The organism is Kitasatospora putterlickiae (genome assembly GCF_039527695.1).
GTDB classification, from domain to species: Bacteria; Actinomycetota; Actinomycetes; order Streptomycetales; family Streptomycetaceae; genus Kitasatospora; species Kitasatospora putterlickiae.
Window position 1 is genome coordinate 1 of the sequence record NZ_BAAAKJ010000522.1, and the last position, 14405, is coordinate 14405.

At 74.5% G+C, this 14405-nt stretch carries 14 protein-coding genes; 4 read left to right on the forward strand and 10 right to left on the reverse strand.

The genetic code is table 11. The annotated features are described in order from the left end of the window. Positions 1 to 313: 313 nt before the first annotated feature. Both ABD308_RS38535 and ABD308_RS38540 read right to left on the reverse strand, forming a co-directional pair. Positions 314 to 730 carry a VOC family protein gene (locus tag ABD308_RS38535; protein ID WP_344345636.1) on the reverse strand — a complete coding sequence of 139 codons (417 nt, stop codon included), beginning with the start codon at positions 728 to 730 and terminating at the stop codon, positions 314 to 316. 5 nt (positions 731 to 735) lie between these two features. Beyond that, entirely contained in the window at positions 736 to 1203 is a 468-nt protein-coding gene (locus ABD308_RS38540; RefSeq protein WP_425554963.1) for a helix-turn-helix transcriptional regulator, read from the reverse strand. Positions 1204 to 1264: 61 nt separating this feature from the next. Here ABD308_RS38540 and ABD308_RS38545 point away from each other — a divergent pair, with 61 nt between their 5' ends. Next, positions 1265 to 1774, forward strand: a complete 510-nt coding sequence (locus ABD308_RS38545) for a DUF2199 domain-containing protein (RefSeq protein WP_344345638.1) — start codon at positions 1265 to 1267, stop codon at positions 1772 to 1774. A 29-nt stretch (positions 1775 to 1803) separates the two neighbouring features. On the opposite strand, the gene ABD308_RS38550 is transcribed toward ABD308_RS38545, so the two are convergent. The 6 genes from ABD308_RS38550 to ABD308_RS38575 form a co-directional block, all read right to left on the reverse strand. Continuing rightward, complete coding sequence (locus ABD308_RS38550; protein WP_344345640.1) at positions 1804 to 2703, reverse strand: Gfo/Idh/MocA family protein; 900 nt, start codon at positions 2701 to 2703, stop codon at positions 1804 to 1806. Positions 2704 to 2871: 168 nt separating this feature from the next. Continuing rightward, complete coding sequence (locus ABD308_RS38555; RefSeq protein WP_344345661.1) at positions 2872 to 3549, reverse strand: DedA family protein; 678 nt, start codon at positions 3547 to 3549, stop codon at positions 2872 to 2874. 174 nt (positions 3550 to 3723) lie between these two features. Then, positions 3724 to 3855 carry a hypothetical protein gene (locus tag ABD308_RS38560; RefSeq protein WP_344345642.1) on the reverse strand — a complete coding sequence of 44 codons (132 nt, stop codon included), beginning with the start codon at positions 3853 to 3855 and terminating at the stop codon, positions 3724 to 3726. 165 nt (positions 3856 to 4020) lie between these two features. After that, entirely contained in the window at positions 4021 to 6039 is a 2019-nt protein-coding gene (locus ABD308_RS38565; protein WP_344345644.1) for an ArnT family glycosyltransferase, read from the reverse strand. A gap of 145 nt (positions 6040 to 6184) precedes the next feature. Further along, complete coding sequence (locus tag ABD308_RS38570) at positions 6185 to 7033, reverse strand: class I SAM-dependent methyltransferase (protein WP_344345646.1); 849 nt, start codon at positions 7031 to 7033, stop codon at positions 6185 to 6187. 109 nt (positions 7034 to 7142) lie between these two features. Further along, a complete protein-coding gene (locus tag ABD308_RS38575) occupies positions 7143 to 8030 on the reverse strand; it encodes a spermidine synthase (RefSeq protein ID WP_344345648.1) in 888 nt (295 codons plus the stop codon). 114 nt (positions 8031 to 8144) lie between these two features. Between ABD308_RS38575 and ABD308_RS38580 the strand changes: the two genes are divergently transcribed. Both ABD308_RS38580 and ABD308_RS38585 read left to right on the forward strand, forming a co-directional pair. Beyond that, positions 8145 to 9104, forward strand: a complete 960-nt coding sequence (locus ABD308_RS38580; RefSeq protein WP_344345649.1) for an alpha/beta hydrolase — start codon at positions 8145 to 8147, stop codon at positions 9102 to 9104. Positions 9105 to 9254: 150 nt separating this feature from the next. After that, complete coding sequence (locus tag ABD308_RS38585) at positions 9255 to 10688, forward strand: selenium-binding protein SBP56-related protein (protein WP_344345651.1); 1434 nt, start codon at positions 9255 to 9257, stop codon at positions 10686 to 10688. 10 nt (positions 10689 to 10698) lie between these two features. Here the strand turns inward: ABD308_RS38585 and ABD308_RS38590 are convergent, their stop codons facing one another. Together ABD308_RS38590 and ABD308_RS38595 are read right to left on the reverse strand one after the other, a co-directional pair. Beyond that, positions 10699 to 12000 (reverse strand): globin domain-containing protein, encoded by a 1302-nt coding sequence (locus ABD308_RS38590; RefSeq protein WP_344345653.1) that lies wholly within the window; start codon positions 11998 to 12000, stop codon positions 10699 to 10701. Positions 12001 to 12199: 199 nt separating this feature from the next. Then, positions 12200 to 13120: a helix-turn-helix domain-containing protein gene (locus ABD308_RS38595; RefSeq protein ID WP_344345655.1), complete on the reverse strand. Its 921-nt coding sequence runs from the start codon at positions 13118 to 13120 to the stop codon at positions 12200 to 12202. Positions 13121 to 13248: 128 nt separating this feature from the next. Here ABD308_RS38595 and ABD308_RS38600 point away from each other — a divergent pair, with 128 nt between their 5' ends. Next, positions 13249 to 14346 (forward strand): NAD(P)-dependent alcohol dehydrogenase, encoded by a 1098-nt coding sequence (locus tag ABD308_RS38600; protein WP_344345657.1) that lies wholly within the window; start codon positions 13249 to 13251, stop codon positions 14344 to 14346. The last annotated feature ends 59 nt before the right edge of the window (positions 14347 to 14405 follow it).

The following is a 14405-nucleotide window of genomic DNA, read 5'->3' on the forward strand; positions in this document are numbered from 1 at the left end:
CGGCGGCTCCCAGCACCGTGGTCGCCGCCAGGGCGACCGCGACGCCCCTCCGGACGGCCCGCAGGCCCCGCGCTTCCTGCCCCGCGCCCCGTTCGCGCATGCTCGCCAGCTCCCCGTTTCCCGCCTGCCGGCCGACCGCCCGTCGCGGTCGGCCCGTACGGCGAAGGTACGGGCCGGGACGGTGCGGGGGCGTCATACCGCAGAGCCAACCCGCCGGGTGCTACCCGGGTATGACCCGGCCGGGGGCACGGACCCGGAGTCGGGGTGGACGGCGGCGGGCAGGTGTCGTGCCCCGGCGAGGGGCGAGGGGGCGCTACCCGGCCCGGCGCTGGGTGAAGCGCAGCATGTTGCCGGCCGGGTCGCGGAAGGCGCAGTCGCGGACGCCGTACGGCTGGTCGATCGGCTCCTGGAGCACCTCGCCGCCGGCCGCGCGGATCCGCTCGAAGGTCGCGTCGCAGTCCTCGGTGGCGAAGATGACCGCCCGCAGCAGGCCCTTCGCCAGCAGCTCCGCCATCGCCTGCCGGTCGGCCGGCGAGGCGTTCGGGTCCGCCAGCGGCGGCTCCAGCACGATGTCCACGTCCGGCTGCGACGGGGCGCCGACGGTCACCCAGCGCATGTTCTCGAAACCCACGTCGTTGCGCACCTCAAGGCCGAGGACGTCGCGGTAGAAGCCGAGCGCCTTGTCGTGGTCGTCGACGGCGATGAAGCACTGTGAGAGCTTGATGTCCATGGGGCTCACGCTACTGGTGGGGCGGGCGTCGCGCTTCTCCGTTCCTGACCGGTCCGCTCCCGAGCGGTCCGTTCCCGGCCGCTGTTCCTGACCGGTCGCGTGTAGAGCTTGGCGTAGCACGCCGGGATCGCGGCGCCGCCCTCGTGGCCGCGCGCCCGGTAGGCGCTCGGGCTCTCCCCGACCAGTTCGGTGAACCGCGTGCTGAACGACCCCAGCGAGGTGCAGCCCACCGCGAAGCACACCTCGGTGACCGACAGGTCTCCGCGCCGCAGCAGCGCCTTGGCCCGCTCGATCCGCCGGGTCATGAGGTAGCCGTACGGCGTCTCCCCGAACGCCGCCCGGAAGCATCGCGAGAAGTGGCCGGGCGACATCAGCGCCACCCGTGCCAGTGCCGGCACGTCCAGCGGCCGCGCGTAGTCGCGGTCCATCGCGTCACGGGCCCGGCGCAGCCGGACGAGGTCCTCCAGATTCACCCCTCCACCCTCGCACGGGGCGCCGACGGCGGGCGCCGCGGGCTCGCCTATGCTCTGCGCCATGTCCACCACCGAACACGCGTTCGCCTGCTCCTGCTGCGACGGACGGCACGACGGCCCGCCCCGCTCGTACGGCTCCCCGGCTCCGGTGAACTGGAAGCCGCGCTACGCCCGGCGCCGGGACAGCGAGCTCACCGGCGACCAGTGCGTGATCAAGGGCCGTCACTTCTACGTCCACGGCCTGATCGAGATTCCGGTGCTGGACGGCGGCGACCCCTTCTCCTGGGGCGTCTGGGTGTCGCTGAGCGAGGCCAACTTCGCCCGGGTCCACGACCTGTGGGAGGACCCGGCGCGGGAGCAGGAGCCGCCGTACTTCGGCTGGCTGACGACCGAGCTGCCGGTCTACCCGGAGTCCACGCTGCTGCTCAAGACCCATGTCCGTACCCGGGCGGTGGGCCTGCGTCCGCTGATCGAGCTGGAGCCCACCGACCACCCGCTCGCCGTCGAGCAGCGCGAGGGCATCACCGCGGACCGGGTGCGGGAGTTCGCGGACCTGCTGCTGCGCGGCTGACGGCGGGCGGGCCGGGGACCGGAGGCGGCTCAGACCTCGACGGTGGTCCCGGTGGCCAGCGAGCGCTCGGCGGCGGCCAGGATCTCGACGGTGCGCAGGCCGAAGGCGGCCGAGCACGGGTGCGGCTCGCCCGTGCGGGCGGCGGTCGCCAGCGCGTCCAGGGCGCGGTGGAAGGCCGCGATCGGCCCCTCGCCGCGCGCCGGGAGCTGGACGGTGCCGGATTCGCCGCGCAACTCCATCCCGGTGCCGCCGCCGGCGACCGGGGTGGTCAGGCTCAGCCCGAGGGTGCTGGAGGCGCCGCCGACGTGGCGCAGCACCAGGTGGATGGTGTCCAGCGGTCCGGCCACGGCGGTGACGGAGGTGGCGTCGCCGATCACCGGGAGCAGCACGGAGAGCGCGTGCGGGCCGACGTCCCAGAGCGCGCCCTTCTCCTCGCGCCAGGGCGAGGCCGCGTACGGGCTGGTGGAGTCGGGGGCGAACACCGAGCCGAACCAGTCCGAGCGGCCGGTGAACCAGCCGCCGACGGCCGCCTGCTCCTCGATCCAGGGCAGCTGCTCGCCGCCGAAGCGGAGGGTGAAGAAGACCACCGAGGCGACGCGGTGCGCCTCGGCCGCCTCGACCACCCGGCGGGCGTCGGCCACGGTGAGCGCCACGGGCTTGTCGAGCAGCAGGTGGCGGCCGGCCTCGGCGGCGCGAACGGCGAGGTCGGCCTGCACGGTCGGGGGCACGGCGATGGAGACGGCGTCGACGTCGGCGAGCAGCCGGTCCAGGTCGGCGTGGACGGGGACGCCGTACCGACCGCCGAGTTCGGCGGCCGCCTCGGGGCGCCGGCCCCAGACGCCCGCGAACTCGATGCCGGGGTGCGCCGCCAGGACGGGCGCGTGCACCCGCTGTGCCCAGGGGCCGGTGCCCAGGAGTCCGATCCGCATGCTGTTCTCACTTCTCCGTCGTGCTCGGGTCGTGCTCAAGTGTCGCTCCACGCGAACGCCGCTGCCGGGAGGTGGTCCGGACAGCGGCGTTCGCGACGGTCCGGGCGGGTCGGGTGGACCCGGCGGACCAGGGGTGGACCAGGGAGGGTCCGGGAGGGTCCGGACCGGTCAGTCCGCAGCGGGCGCGGTGACCGTCGGGGCGGCGGCCCCGTCCCGCGCGGCGGCGTCCTCCGCCTCGTGGGCCTGGGCGTTCTTGGCCGCACGGCGCTTCATCAGCCACGCCGAGAGGGCGCCGCCCGCCGCGGCGACCAGCAGGCCGATCCAGGAGAACTTCGACAGCCACTGCTCGGCGACCTTGCCCACCTGGTAGACCAGCAGGGTGGTGCCGCCGGCCCAGACGATGCCGCCGAAGACGTTGGCGATCAGGAACTTCCAGTACGGCATCTTCAGCGCGCCGGCCAGCGGCCCGGCGAAGATGCGCAGCAGCGCGATGAAGCGGCCGAAGAAGACCGCCCACATGCCCCACTTCTGGAAGGAGCGCTCGGCGGTGGCCAGGTGGCCGGGGCCGAAGTGCTTGGGGAACCTCCGCCCGAGCTTCTCGAACAGCGGCTTGCCGCCCCTGCGGCCGATCGAGTAGCCGATCGAGTCGCCGATGATCGCGCCGAGGATCGCGCAGACCGCCACCCAGACCGGGCTGACCACGCCGCGCGCGGACAGCAGGGCGGCGGAGACCAGGGCGATCTCCCCCGGGAGCGGGATCCCCAGCGACTCCAGTCCGATGATCAGAGCCACCAGGGCGTACACCGCGCCCGGTGGTACGCCTTCGATCCAGGCGTCGATGTGCAGCAAGGCCAGTACCTCCGTGGCAGGACGGGATCCGTGGCGGCCCGTCCGGGTCCCGATCAGGTCCCCACGGCCCGTCCGCCGGTCCCGACGTCGTCCGATGGCGGCACCAGGCCGCTCCCCGAGGATGCAGCCTAACGTGCCGGGCGGCCCGTCCCCTCGGCCGATCACCGCTGGTTAGGACGTACGGGGCAGGTCCCCGGTTCCGGTGCCCGGCTCGCCGCCGGCGCCGTGCGCGCGGCCGGTGCGGTCGCCGTGGTCCATGCGGTCCGTACGGCCCGCGCGGTCCGCGAAGCGCAGGGCGATCACCGACGGGCGGTCCTTCGACCCCGGTGACGCCCGGACGGGCGGCGGACGGGCGGTGGACGGCCGGACGGCGGAGTCGCCGGTCGTGGCGGTGCGGGGGGCGTCCTCGGCGATCCGGCGGTGGCGGGTCTCGCGGCGGGTCTCGCGGCAGGGCTTGGTGACGCGAACTCAGCTCTTCCGCCGGGTGAGGTCGTAGACCGTCCTGGTGTCCACGGTGATCTTCTGGAAGTTCTCCTCGACCCACGACTCGATCTCGCCGATCTGGTTGCCGTCGCCCCCGCCGGGCACGGCGGTCGGACCGGCACCGGGCGGCTGCGGCCCGTCACCCGGACCGCCGGGGGCGGCCGGAGTCCCGCTCGCGCTCCCCCCGTCGGGTCCGGCGGGCACCGCGGGGGCCGGACCCCGGCCGGGCATCCGGCCTCCGGCGACCAGGTAGTGGATCTCGCCCTTGGCGACGTACCGCTTGAACTGCTCCAGCGTCGGCGAGTTGTCACTCGCGCTGAAGCCGCCCATCGCCATGACCGCCTTGTGGCTGGCGAGTTGCAGGCTCGCCGCCTGCCCGGCACCGACCGTCGCCGCCGCCCAGCGGTTGTTCGTCTCCTTCAGCAGCCGCACCAGCGCGGGGCCGGCGGTACTCCGGCCGGGGCCGCCCGGCTCACCCGCGCCGTCCGGCCCCGAGACCGGGATCGGGCCGCCGTGCGGCTGGGACGCGGTGGCCACCGCCCACGCGGCGGAACCGCCGAGACCGCCGACCAGCGAGGCCACCACCGCGGTCACCGTCACCGCACGCCGCGCCCGCGCCGCCGCGACCAGCGCCACCGCCCCGACGACGGCCGCCACCAGCAGCGTCCACCGCAGCCACGGCAGCCAGGACGAGTCCCGGCCCAGGAGGAGGAACGCCGAGGCTCCGGCCGCCGCCGTCATCAGCGACAGTACGACCCGGGCCCACGGGACGTCGCGCCGCCGCCACATCTCGCACGCGCCGACGCCGACCAGCGCCCCGATCGGCGGGGCGAGCGCCACGGCGTAGTAGGGATGGATGATCCCGCTCATGAAGCTGAAGATCACACCGTTGATCACGAGCCAGCCGCCCCACAGCAGCGCGGCAGCCCGCACCCGGTCGGTGCGCGGCGCGCGCCAGGTGAGGACCACCAGGGCGACCAGGGCGACCAGCGCGCTCGGCAGCAGCCACGCGACCTCCCCGCCGAAGCCCGGGTTGAACATCCGGGTGATTCCGGCGTCCCCACCGGGCATCCCACCGCCTGGACCCCCGCCGGGCAGGTTGCCGTCACCACCGAAGATCCGGCCCAGCCCGTTGTAGCCGAGGGCCAACTGCCACTCGCTGTTGTTGCGCGAGCCACCGATGAACGGGCGGGACGAGGCCGGCCAGAGCGCGGCCACCAGTACGAACCAGCCGGTCGAGACGGCGACCGACAGCGCGCCCCAGAGCATGTTCCGCAACCGCTTGGCCAGGGAGACCGGCGCCGCCCACAGATGGACCAGCACCAGCACGGGGACGATCACATAGCCCTGCAGCATCTTCGTCAGGAAGGCGAGGCCCACCGCCGCGCCCGCGAGCACCACCCAGCGCGCCTGCCCGGCCTCGACCGACCGGACCGTGGCCCAGCAGGCCAGCATCATGAGCAGCACCAGCATCGCGTCCGGGTTGTTGAACCGGAACATCAGTGCCGCCACCGGCGTGACGGCCAGCACGAAGCCGGCCAACAGCCCGGCCACCGGCCCGGACCAGCGCCGCACGGCCGAGTGGAGCAGCGCGACCGAGAGCACCCCCTCCAGCGCCTGCGGCACCAGCATGCTCCAACTGCTGAAGCCGAAGATCCTCCCGGAGAGCGCCATCACCCACAGCGACGCCGGGGGTTTGTCCACCGTGATCGCGTTGCCGGGATCGAGCGAGGCGAAGAACAGCGCCTTCCAACTCCGGGTTCCCGCCCACGTCGACGCCGCGTAGAACGAGTTGGCGTTCCCCGACGCGCCCAGTCCCCACAGGTAGAGCACCGCGGTGACCAGCAACAGCGCCCACAGCGCCGGCCGTGCCCAGCGCGGCCCCTCCCCGGAGCCGGCCAGCAGCCCGCGCCACCCGCGCGCCGGCCGCCCGGAGCCACCCGCTACCTCCTGATCGCCACTCGGCATCCCCGACGGGAGCACCCCCGATAACGATGTGGACATGCCAATCTCTCCTTCGCTCGGATGCAGTTCGTTCGAAGAACACTCAGGCTAGAGGGCATCTCTTTCAGGTTTCGGAGAGGAACCTGGGAGTCCGCTGCACATTCGGCCTCGATCCGGCCACACCTGGGCACGGACCCTTGGCCGCCTACCGGCTCCCGGCGCCCCGGTCCGGGCCTTCGGCGAAGTTCAGGACCGTGACCGAGGGACGGTGGGCGGCCAGCGGCGGGACGGTCAGGGCCAGGGGCAGGAGAGCCCCGAGGAGACCGCGTCCGCCCGTCGGGCGGACGTCGCGGACAGCCGTCACCGCCGGGCTCGCGGTGCGGAGCCCGTCGCGCTCGCCGGCGTCCATCGCCCACGGCATGACGGGCACCTGGTAGGCGGCGGTGCGCATCCTCCCGCTCACGGTGAGCCGTGCGAACCAGCGCGGTACGGCGTCCACGACCATCGAGCCGCCGGGGAACCGGTCCGCACAGCCCGCGATCAGGGCCTTCACCCGGGCCGGGGGGAGGTACATGCACAGGCCCTGCGCGGTGACCAGGACCGCGCGGTCACGGTCGACCTCGTCGGCCCACCCCAGGTCGGTGGCGTCGGCCGCCAGACAGCGCCGGCGCGGGCCGGGCGGCAGCACGCGCTCGCGCAGGGCCACCATGTCGGGGAGGTCAACGGAGAGCCAGTGGGCGCGGCCGTTGTCGACGCGCCAGTACTGCGTCTCCAGGCCCTCCCCCAGACAGACCACGGTGCCGCGCGGCTCACGGGCCAGGAAGTCCGCCACCTCGCGGTCGAAGCAGCCCACCCGGAGCGCCTGGAGGTGGGACTGGAGGCCACTCGTGCCGAACCGCTCGGCGAACGGGTAGTCGATCCGCTCGACCAGGTCCACCGCCTTCGGGTCGCGGAGCACGGCATCCGGCCGACGGGCCTCGACGGCCCGCTGCCAGAGCGTCCACAGCGCCGTCTCGGGCACCGCCGCCAGCTCAGGACGCTCCACGCTGCTCATCTCCCGCTCGCTTCCCCACGGTGTGGCGGGTGTCCCCGCGCGGACCCGCCGATTCTGACACCGGGGCGTGCGCGAACCGGGGTGCGTGGCGTCGGCGCGCCGCAACCGCTCAGCCGATGCTGAAGGCGCCGTCCGGCGGCGGCGGGGAGTCGGTGGCGGTGGCGTCGGTGACCGGCGGCGTGCGGGCGGCGAAGGCGGCCAGGCCGGTCCCCTCGGTGAGCCGGGCCGGGAAGATGTCCGAGGCCAGCCGGCGGGCCAGGTCCTCGACCGGCAGCGGCCCGTCCGAGCCGACCAGCAGGATGTTGCCGTACCGCCGCCCGCGCAGCACCGGCGCCTCGGCGACCAGGCAGGCCTGCGGGAAGACCGCGAGCAGCGTCGCCGCCTGGGCGCGGGCGAAGGCGAGCGGCGGGCCGTCGGCCAGGTTCGCCGCGTAGCAGCCGCCCGGGCGCAGCGCGGCCGCCGCCAGTCGTAGGAACTCCACCGAGGTGAGGTGCCCGGGGGTGCGCGAGCCGTGGAAGACGTCCGCGACGACGAGGTCCAGCGATCCGGGTGCGGACCGGGCGGTCACCGCGAGGGCGGCGCGGGCTTCCCCGACCTCGGCGGTGATGTCGACGCCGGACCCGTGCCACGGGAGGTGCCGCTCGACCAGGTCGAGCAGCGGGCCGTCCACCTCCACCACGCGCTGGCGCGAGCCGGGGCGGGTGGCGGCCAGGTAGCGGGGCACGGTCAGCGCGCCGCCGCCCAGGTGCAGGGCGTCCAGCGGGCGGCCGGGCTCGCCGAGCGCGTCGACCAGGTGACCGAGGCGCTGGACGTACTCGAACTCCAGGTGGGACGGGTCGCCGAGGTCGACGTAGGACTGCGGGGTGTCGTCGAGGGTCAGCAGCCACCCGCCGTCGTGGTCGACGTCGGGCAGCAGCTTCGCCTGCCCGAGGTCGGTGCGCCGCGCCACCGGCACGGGTTCGTCGGGCGGGCTGGACGGATCGGGCGTCTCGGACATGTCCGCAGCATAGGCGCCCGGCCCGAGTCGCCGTCACGCCGGAGGCTACCGGCCGGTATCGTCGGGATTCCCCGGGAATCCCCGTCCCAGAGCAGAAAGCGGGTGCACGTGGCCATGGAGTTCCGCGAAGACATCCTCGGCGCCCCCTACCAGGCCGCCGAGCTGCCGCTGCGGCCCGACGAGGAGGGCGAGGTCTCGGCCACCCTGGTCCGCCGGCTGGTCCCCGGCGCGGATCAGGCCGTGCTCTACATCCACGGCTACAACGACTACTGGTTCCAGACCCACCTGGCCGACCACTACACCGCCGCCGGCTTCTCCTTCTACGCGCTCGACCTGCGCAAGTACGGCCGGTCGCTGCGCCCGCACCACTCGCCGAACTTCGTCCGCGACCTCGCGACGTACGACGAGGAGCTGGACGCGGCGGTGCGGATCATCCGGGAGCGGGACGGCCACACCCGGCTGCTGGTCAACGGCCACTCCACCGGCGGGCTGATCGCCGCGCTGTGGGCCGGGCGCCGCGCCGGGCGGGGCCTGGTCGACGGGCTGTTCCTCAACAGCCCGTTCCTCTCCATGCCGGCCGCCGCCGCCGTGCGCGCGATCGGCGCCCCGGCGCTGGACGCGATCGGCCGCCTCGCGCCCACCCGGGTGCTGCCCTCCGCCCTCAACCCGCATTACGTGCACAGCCTGCACCGCGACTTCCGCGGCGAGTGGGACTTCGACCTGAAGCTCAAGCCGGCCGAGGGCGTGCCGCTGTTCGCGGGCTGGCTGGCCGCCGTCCAGCGCGGTCACCGGGAGCTGCGGCGCGGGCTCGGGATCGACGTGCCGGTGCTGCTGATGGCCTCCACCGCCTCCATCTCCACGACCCGCTGGCACGCCGCCCTGCACCACGCGGACGCCGTCCTGCGCGCCGACGACATCGCCGCCGCCGGCCCCCGCCTGGGCCGGCACGTGACGATCGTCCGGATCAAGGGCGGCATGCACGACCTCGTGCTGTCCGGCGAGACCGCCCGTACCCAGGTGTTCGCCGAACTCGACCGATGGCTCGGGGCGTACTTCCCGCTCGCCGTGCGCTGAGCCGCCCGACACGCCCTCGGGGGGCCGGGGGTGCGCCGCCCCCGGCCCCCCGCCCGCTCCCCGTGCGCCTGCTGTGCGCCCGCGAGTCTGTGGAAGGCTACCCGGGCCCCTGTCACTTCCCTTGCCGAACAGGCGAGTTGAGGAGCCAGCATGCCGCACGGACACGGCCCGCAGCACGACCGGCAGCCCGGCCACAGCGATCCCTCCCTGTACCGCACGCCCGCCGAGGCGATCGCCGCGCCGCCGGAGAAGCTCGCCTACGTGGCGGGCTTCGACCGGTCGGCCCAGCGGCCGGACGCGCTGATCACCGTCGACACCGACCCGGCGTCGCCGAGCTACGGGCGCGTGCTCAACCTCACCGACATGCCCGGGGTGGGCGACGAGCTGCACCACTTCGGCTGGAACGCCTGCTCCAGCGCGCTCGCGCACGCCGGCCACCACGACGCCGAGCGGCGCTACCTGCTGCTGCCGGGCCTGCGCTCCTCGCGGCTGCACGTCCTGGACACCCGCCCCGACCCGGTGCGCCCGAGACTGGTCAAGACGGTGGCGGCGGAGGAGCTGGCGGCCAGAGCCGGGTACTCGCGCCCGCACACCCTGCACTGCGGCCCGGACGGCGTCTTCCTGTCCTGCCTGGGCGCGGCGGCCGGCGGCGACGGCCCCGGCGGGGTCGCCCTGCTCGACCACACCACCTTCGACGTGCTGCGCCCCTGGGAGACCGAGCGCGGCCCGCAGAACTTCTCCTACGACGTGTGGTGGCACCTGGGCACCAACGTGGGCGTCACCAGCGAGTGGGGCACGCCGTGGATGGTCGAGGACGGCGTGGTGCCGGAGTTGCTGCTCGGCCGCAAGTACGGGCACGCGCTGCACTTCTGGGAGCTGGACTCGGGGCGGCACCTGCAGCGGATCGACCTGGGCGACCAGTACCAGATGGTGCTGGAGCTGCGCCCGGCCCACGACCCGCAGGCGGAGTGGGGGTTCGCCGGGGTGGTCACCAATGTGGAGGACCTCTCGGCCTCGGTCTGGCTCTGGTACCGGGACGGCGAGGCGTTCACCGCGCGCAAGGTGATCGAGATCCCCGCCGAGCCGGCGAAGGCCGAGGACCTGCCGCCCGTGCTGCAGCCGTTCGGCGCCGTGCCGCCGCTGGTCACCGACATCAACCTGTCGGTCGACGACCGCTGGCTGTACGTCTCCGCCTGGGGCACCGGCGAGCTGCTGCAGTACGACGTGGCGGACCCGTTCCACCCCCGCCTCACCGGGTCGGTGCGGCTCGGCGGGGTGACCGCCCGCACGCCGCACCCGGCCGAGCCGGACCGCCCGTTGAGCGGCGCGCCGCAGATGGTCGAGATCAGCCGGGACGGGCGGCGGCTCTACCTCACCAACTCGCTGTACGGGTCGTGGGACGACCAGTTCTACCCCGGCGGCATCGAGCCGTGGATCGTCAAGCTGGACGCCGACCCGGAGCGCGGCGGGCTCACCGTGGACCCGCGGTTCTTCCCGCACGGGGAGGAGTTCCAGGGACTGCGGGTGCACCAGACGCACCTGGCGGGCGGGGACGCCTCCTCGGACTCGTACTGCTACCGGTAGCCGCCGGGGCTCAGAGGCGGGCGAGCACCGGGTCGTGGTGGATCCGGGTGGGCGGCAGGCCGGAGGCGGCCAGCCGGGTGCGGACCTCGTCGACCAGGCCCGCCGGGCCGCTGACGCAGGCCAGGTGCTCGGACCAGTCGCCGGCCCGGCTGACCGCCTCGGCCAGCCGGCCGCGCGGGCCGGCGGCGGCGTCGTCCGCGACCGGGATCAGCTCCAGCCAGGGCTTGCGGCCGCCGAGTTCGGCGAGGGCCGGCCAGTCGTAGAGGTCGGCCCGGGCCCGCGCCCCGACGAACAGGTGGACCCGGCGCCCGCGCGGCCGGTGCTCCACCAGCTCCTCGACGATCGCCTTCATCGGGGCGAGCCCGGTGCCTCCGGCCACCAGCAGGAGGTCCCGGGTGTCGTCCTCCGGCATCAGCGTGCCGCGCGGCGGGCCGAGCCGCAGCCGCTCGCCGACGGCGGTGTGCTCGACCAGTGCCTCGCTCACCCCGCCCGGCCCGGTGCGGCGGACGTGGAACTCCAGCTCGTTGTCGGCGCGCGGCGCGCAGCCCATCGAGTACTGGCGCCAGGTGTGCGGCAGCAGCGGGTGCTCGACCGTCCCGTACTGTCCGGCGCGGTACGGGTACGGCTCGCCGGTGCGCACCCGGACCACCGCGAGGTCGGCGCGGCGGCGCTCGTGGCCGACGACGGTGGCGTGCCAGTACGGTGGTTCGGTGAGCGCCGACTCGGCGCCCGCCACCATCGACCGGACGCCGAAGCGCAGCATCCGCACCCAGGCGCCCTCCAGCTCGACGGTCCAGCGGGCGCCGGCCCGCAGCCGGATCGCCTCGCGGAGCGCCTCCTCGAAGGCCTCGTAGTGGACCGGGCGGACACCCAGCTTGCGGTGGTCGCGGCCGAGCTGGGCGAGCGTGGCGGAGAGCCGGCCGGGCTGGTCCAGGTGCTCGATCAGGTACTCGAACATCCGCTCCAGGTGGACCTGCTGGAACTCCATGGACTCCGGGAACAGCGCGCGCAGGAAGGGGCGGCGGCGGAACATGAACGCGTAGAGGTGGTCGATGAGGTCGGCGAACGGGGTGACCAGCCCGAGGGCGCCGAGGATCAGCCGCTGGTCGGCGGCGGCGTCCCGCGCCCCGTCGCAGGTCCCGCCGTAGGAATCGTCGTGGGTCCGGTCGCCGGTCCGGCCGTGGGCCCCGTCACCGGGCGCCGCCGCGAAGGCCGGCGCCGGCGCCAGGATCTGCCGGCGCAGGCGCATGGCGTGGTGGCGTGCGATCAACCGGTCGTACTCGGCGGTGCTGCTGGTGGTGTCCAGGTCCATGGGCCGCAGCCTAATCACCCGTCAGCCACCCGCCGGACCACCGGTGTTCACCGTTCGGACGGGTGCCGGGCCGGTTTCGGGCAGGGGGTGGCCAGGACCGGCGCAGGTCCAGTAAACGGCCGCGTGCGGGGGTCCGGACAGGGCCGGCGGTCCCGGTGCACCCGGGACCATCGGACCAGGTCACGCCCGGTGAAGAGGACTAGCGGCCTGTCGACGACCGCGTTTCCCCTGCCGTCTCCGCTACCGCTTCGGCGGCCGTTTCCCGCACCGCTCCGGGCTCCGCCGCCGTCCAGCTGGCCAGCAGGCGCAGCGACTCCGCCGAGGAGGAGCCCGGGTCGGCGTGGTAGGCGACCAGCACCTGGTCCGGGTCACCGGCCGGGCGGAAGGTCTCGTAGCGGAGGGACAGCCGGCCGACCACCGGGTGGCTCAGCTCCTTGACGCCGTGGCCCTTGTCCTGGACGTTGTGCGCCGCCCACAGCCGGCGGAAGTCCTCGCTCTTGACCGACAGCTCGCCGATCAGCGCGGCGAGCCGGGGGTCGTCCGGGTCCCGGCCCGCGTCCAGCCGGAGCATCCCCACCAGGTCGGTCGCCTTGCCCTCCCAGTCCACGAACAGCTCGCGAGCCGTCTCGTCGAGGAAGACCAGCCAGGCCAGGTTGCGCTGCTCCGGCGGCAGCGCGGCGATGTCGCCGATCAGGGCGTTGCCGAGGCGGTTCCAGGCGATCACGTCGAGCCGCCGGCCGAGCACGTACGCCGGGACACCGTCCATCGCGTCCAGGAACCGCTGCAGTTCGGGCCGCACCTGCTGCGGGCGCGCCGCGCGGGCCCGTCCCGCGGCACGGCGGGCCGGCCTGGTGATCCGGAGCAGGTGCTCGCGCTCGGCGGCGTCGAGGCGCAGGGCGCGGGCGATCGCGTCCAGGACGGCCGTCGAGACGTTCTCCCCGTGCCCCTGCTCCAGCCGCACGTAGTACGCCGTGCTCACCCCGGCCAGTTGCGCCAGTTCCTCGCGCCGCAGCCCGGGCACCCGCCGCCGGCCCCCGTAGTCGGGCAGCCCGACGTCGGCGGGCCGCAGCCGCGCCCGGCGGGACCGCAGGAATTCGCTGAGCTCGGTGCGCTGGTCCATGCCAGCCAGTATGGGCCCGCGCCCGGGGGCGCGGCGGCGTGGAGGGTGATACCACCCGTGGTAGGAACGGGAAACGTACGAAGACCACTGGCCTGGTTGGCCGTGCGCGGCGCGCCGAGTCTTGAGGCATGACGAACACGACGACCACCGACACCGTCACGACCACCGCGGCGGCGGACGCCGGCCGGATCGCGGCCTACGCCGCCCCGGCCCCCGGGGCGCCGCTGGAGCGGACCACCGTGCCACGCCGGGCGCTCGGCGCCCACGACATCCTCATCGACATCCACTACGCGGGCATCTGCCACTCGGACATCCACCAGGTCGGCGAGGAGTGGGGCGCGGGCATCTTCCCGATGGTCCCGGGCCACGAGATCGCCGGGGTGGTCGCGGCGGTCGGCGCCGGGGTCACCCGCTGGTCGGCCGGCGACCGGGTCGGCGTCGGCTGCTTCGTCGACTCCTGCCGGGAGTGCGACAACTGCCGCGCCGGGCTGCAGCAGTACTGCACGGGCGAGGGCGGCGTCGTCTTCACCTACAACGACCGCGGGCGGGACGGCGCGCCGACGTACGGCGGGTACGCCCGGCAGCTGGTGGTCGACGAGCGGTACGCCCTGCGCATCCCCGACGCGCTGGCGCTGGACACGGCCGCGCCGCTGCTGTGCGCGGGCGTCACGGTGTACTCCCCGCTCACCCGCTGGGGCGCCGGGCCGGGCCGCAAGGTCGCCGTCGTCGGCCTCGGCGGGCTGGGTCACCTGGGGGTGAAGATCGCCCGGGCCAAGGGAGCCGAGGTCACCGTGCTCAGCCAGTCGCTGCGCAAGCGCGAGGACGGGCTGCGGCTCGGCGCCCACGACTACCGGGCCACCTCCGACCCGGCGACGTTCACGGAGCTGGCGGGCCACTTCGACCTCGTCGTCAACACCGTCTCGGCCGACCTGGACCTCACCGCCTACCTCGGGCTGCTGCGGACCGACGGCACGCTGGTCCAGCTCGGCGCGCCGGAGAAGCCGGTCGGCGTCAACGCGCACGCGCTGCTCACCGGGCGCCGCTCGCTCGCCGGCTCGATGATCGGCGGGCTTCCGGAGACCCAGGAGATGCTGGACTTCTGCGCCGAGCACGGGATCGGCGCGGAGATCGAGCTGATCGGGGCCGACCGGATCAACGAGGCGTACGAGCGTGTGCTGCGCAGCGATGTGCGCTACCGCTTCGTCATCGACGCGTCGACCATCTGACCCGGCGGCGCCGAGTCGCGGCCGTACGGCGCCCCGTCCCCGGCGCTCTCCCATCGCCG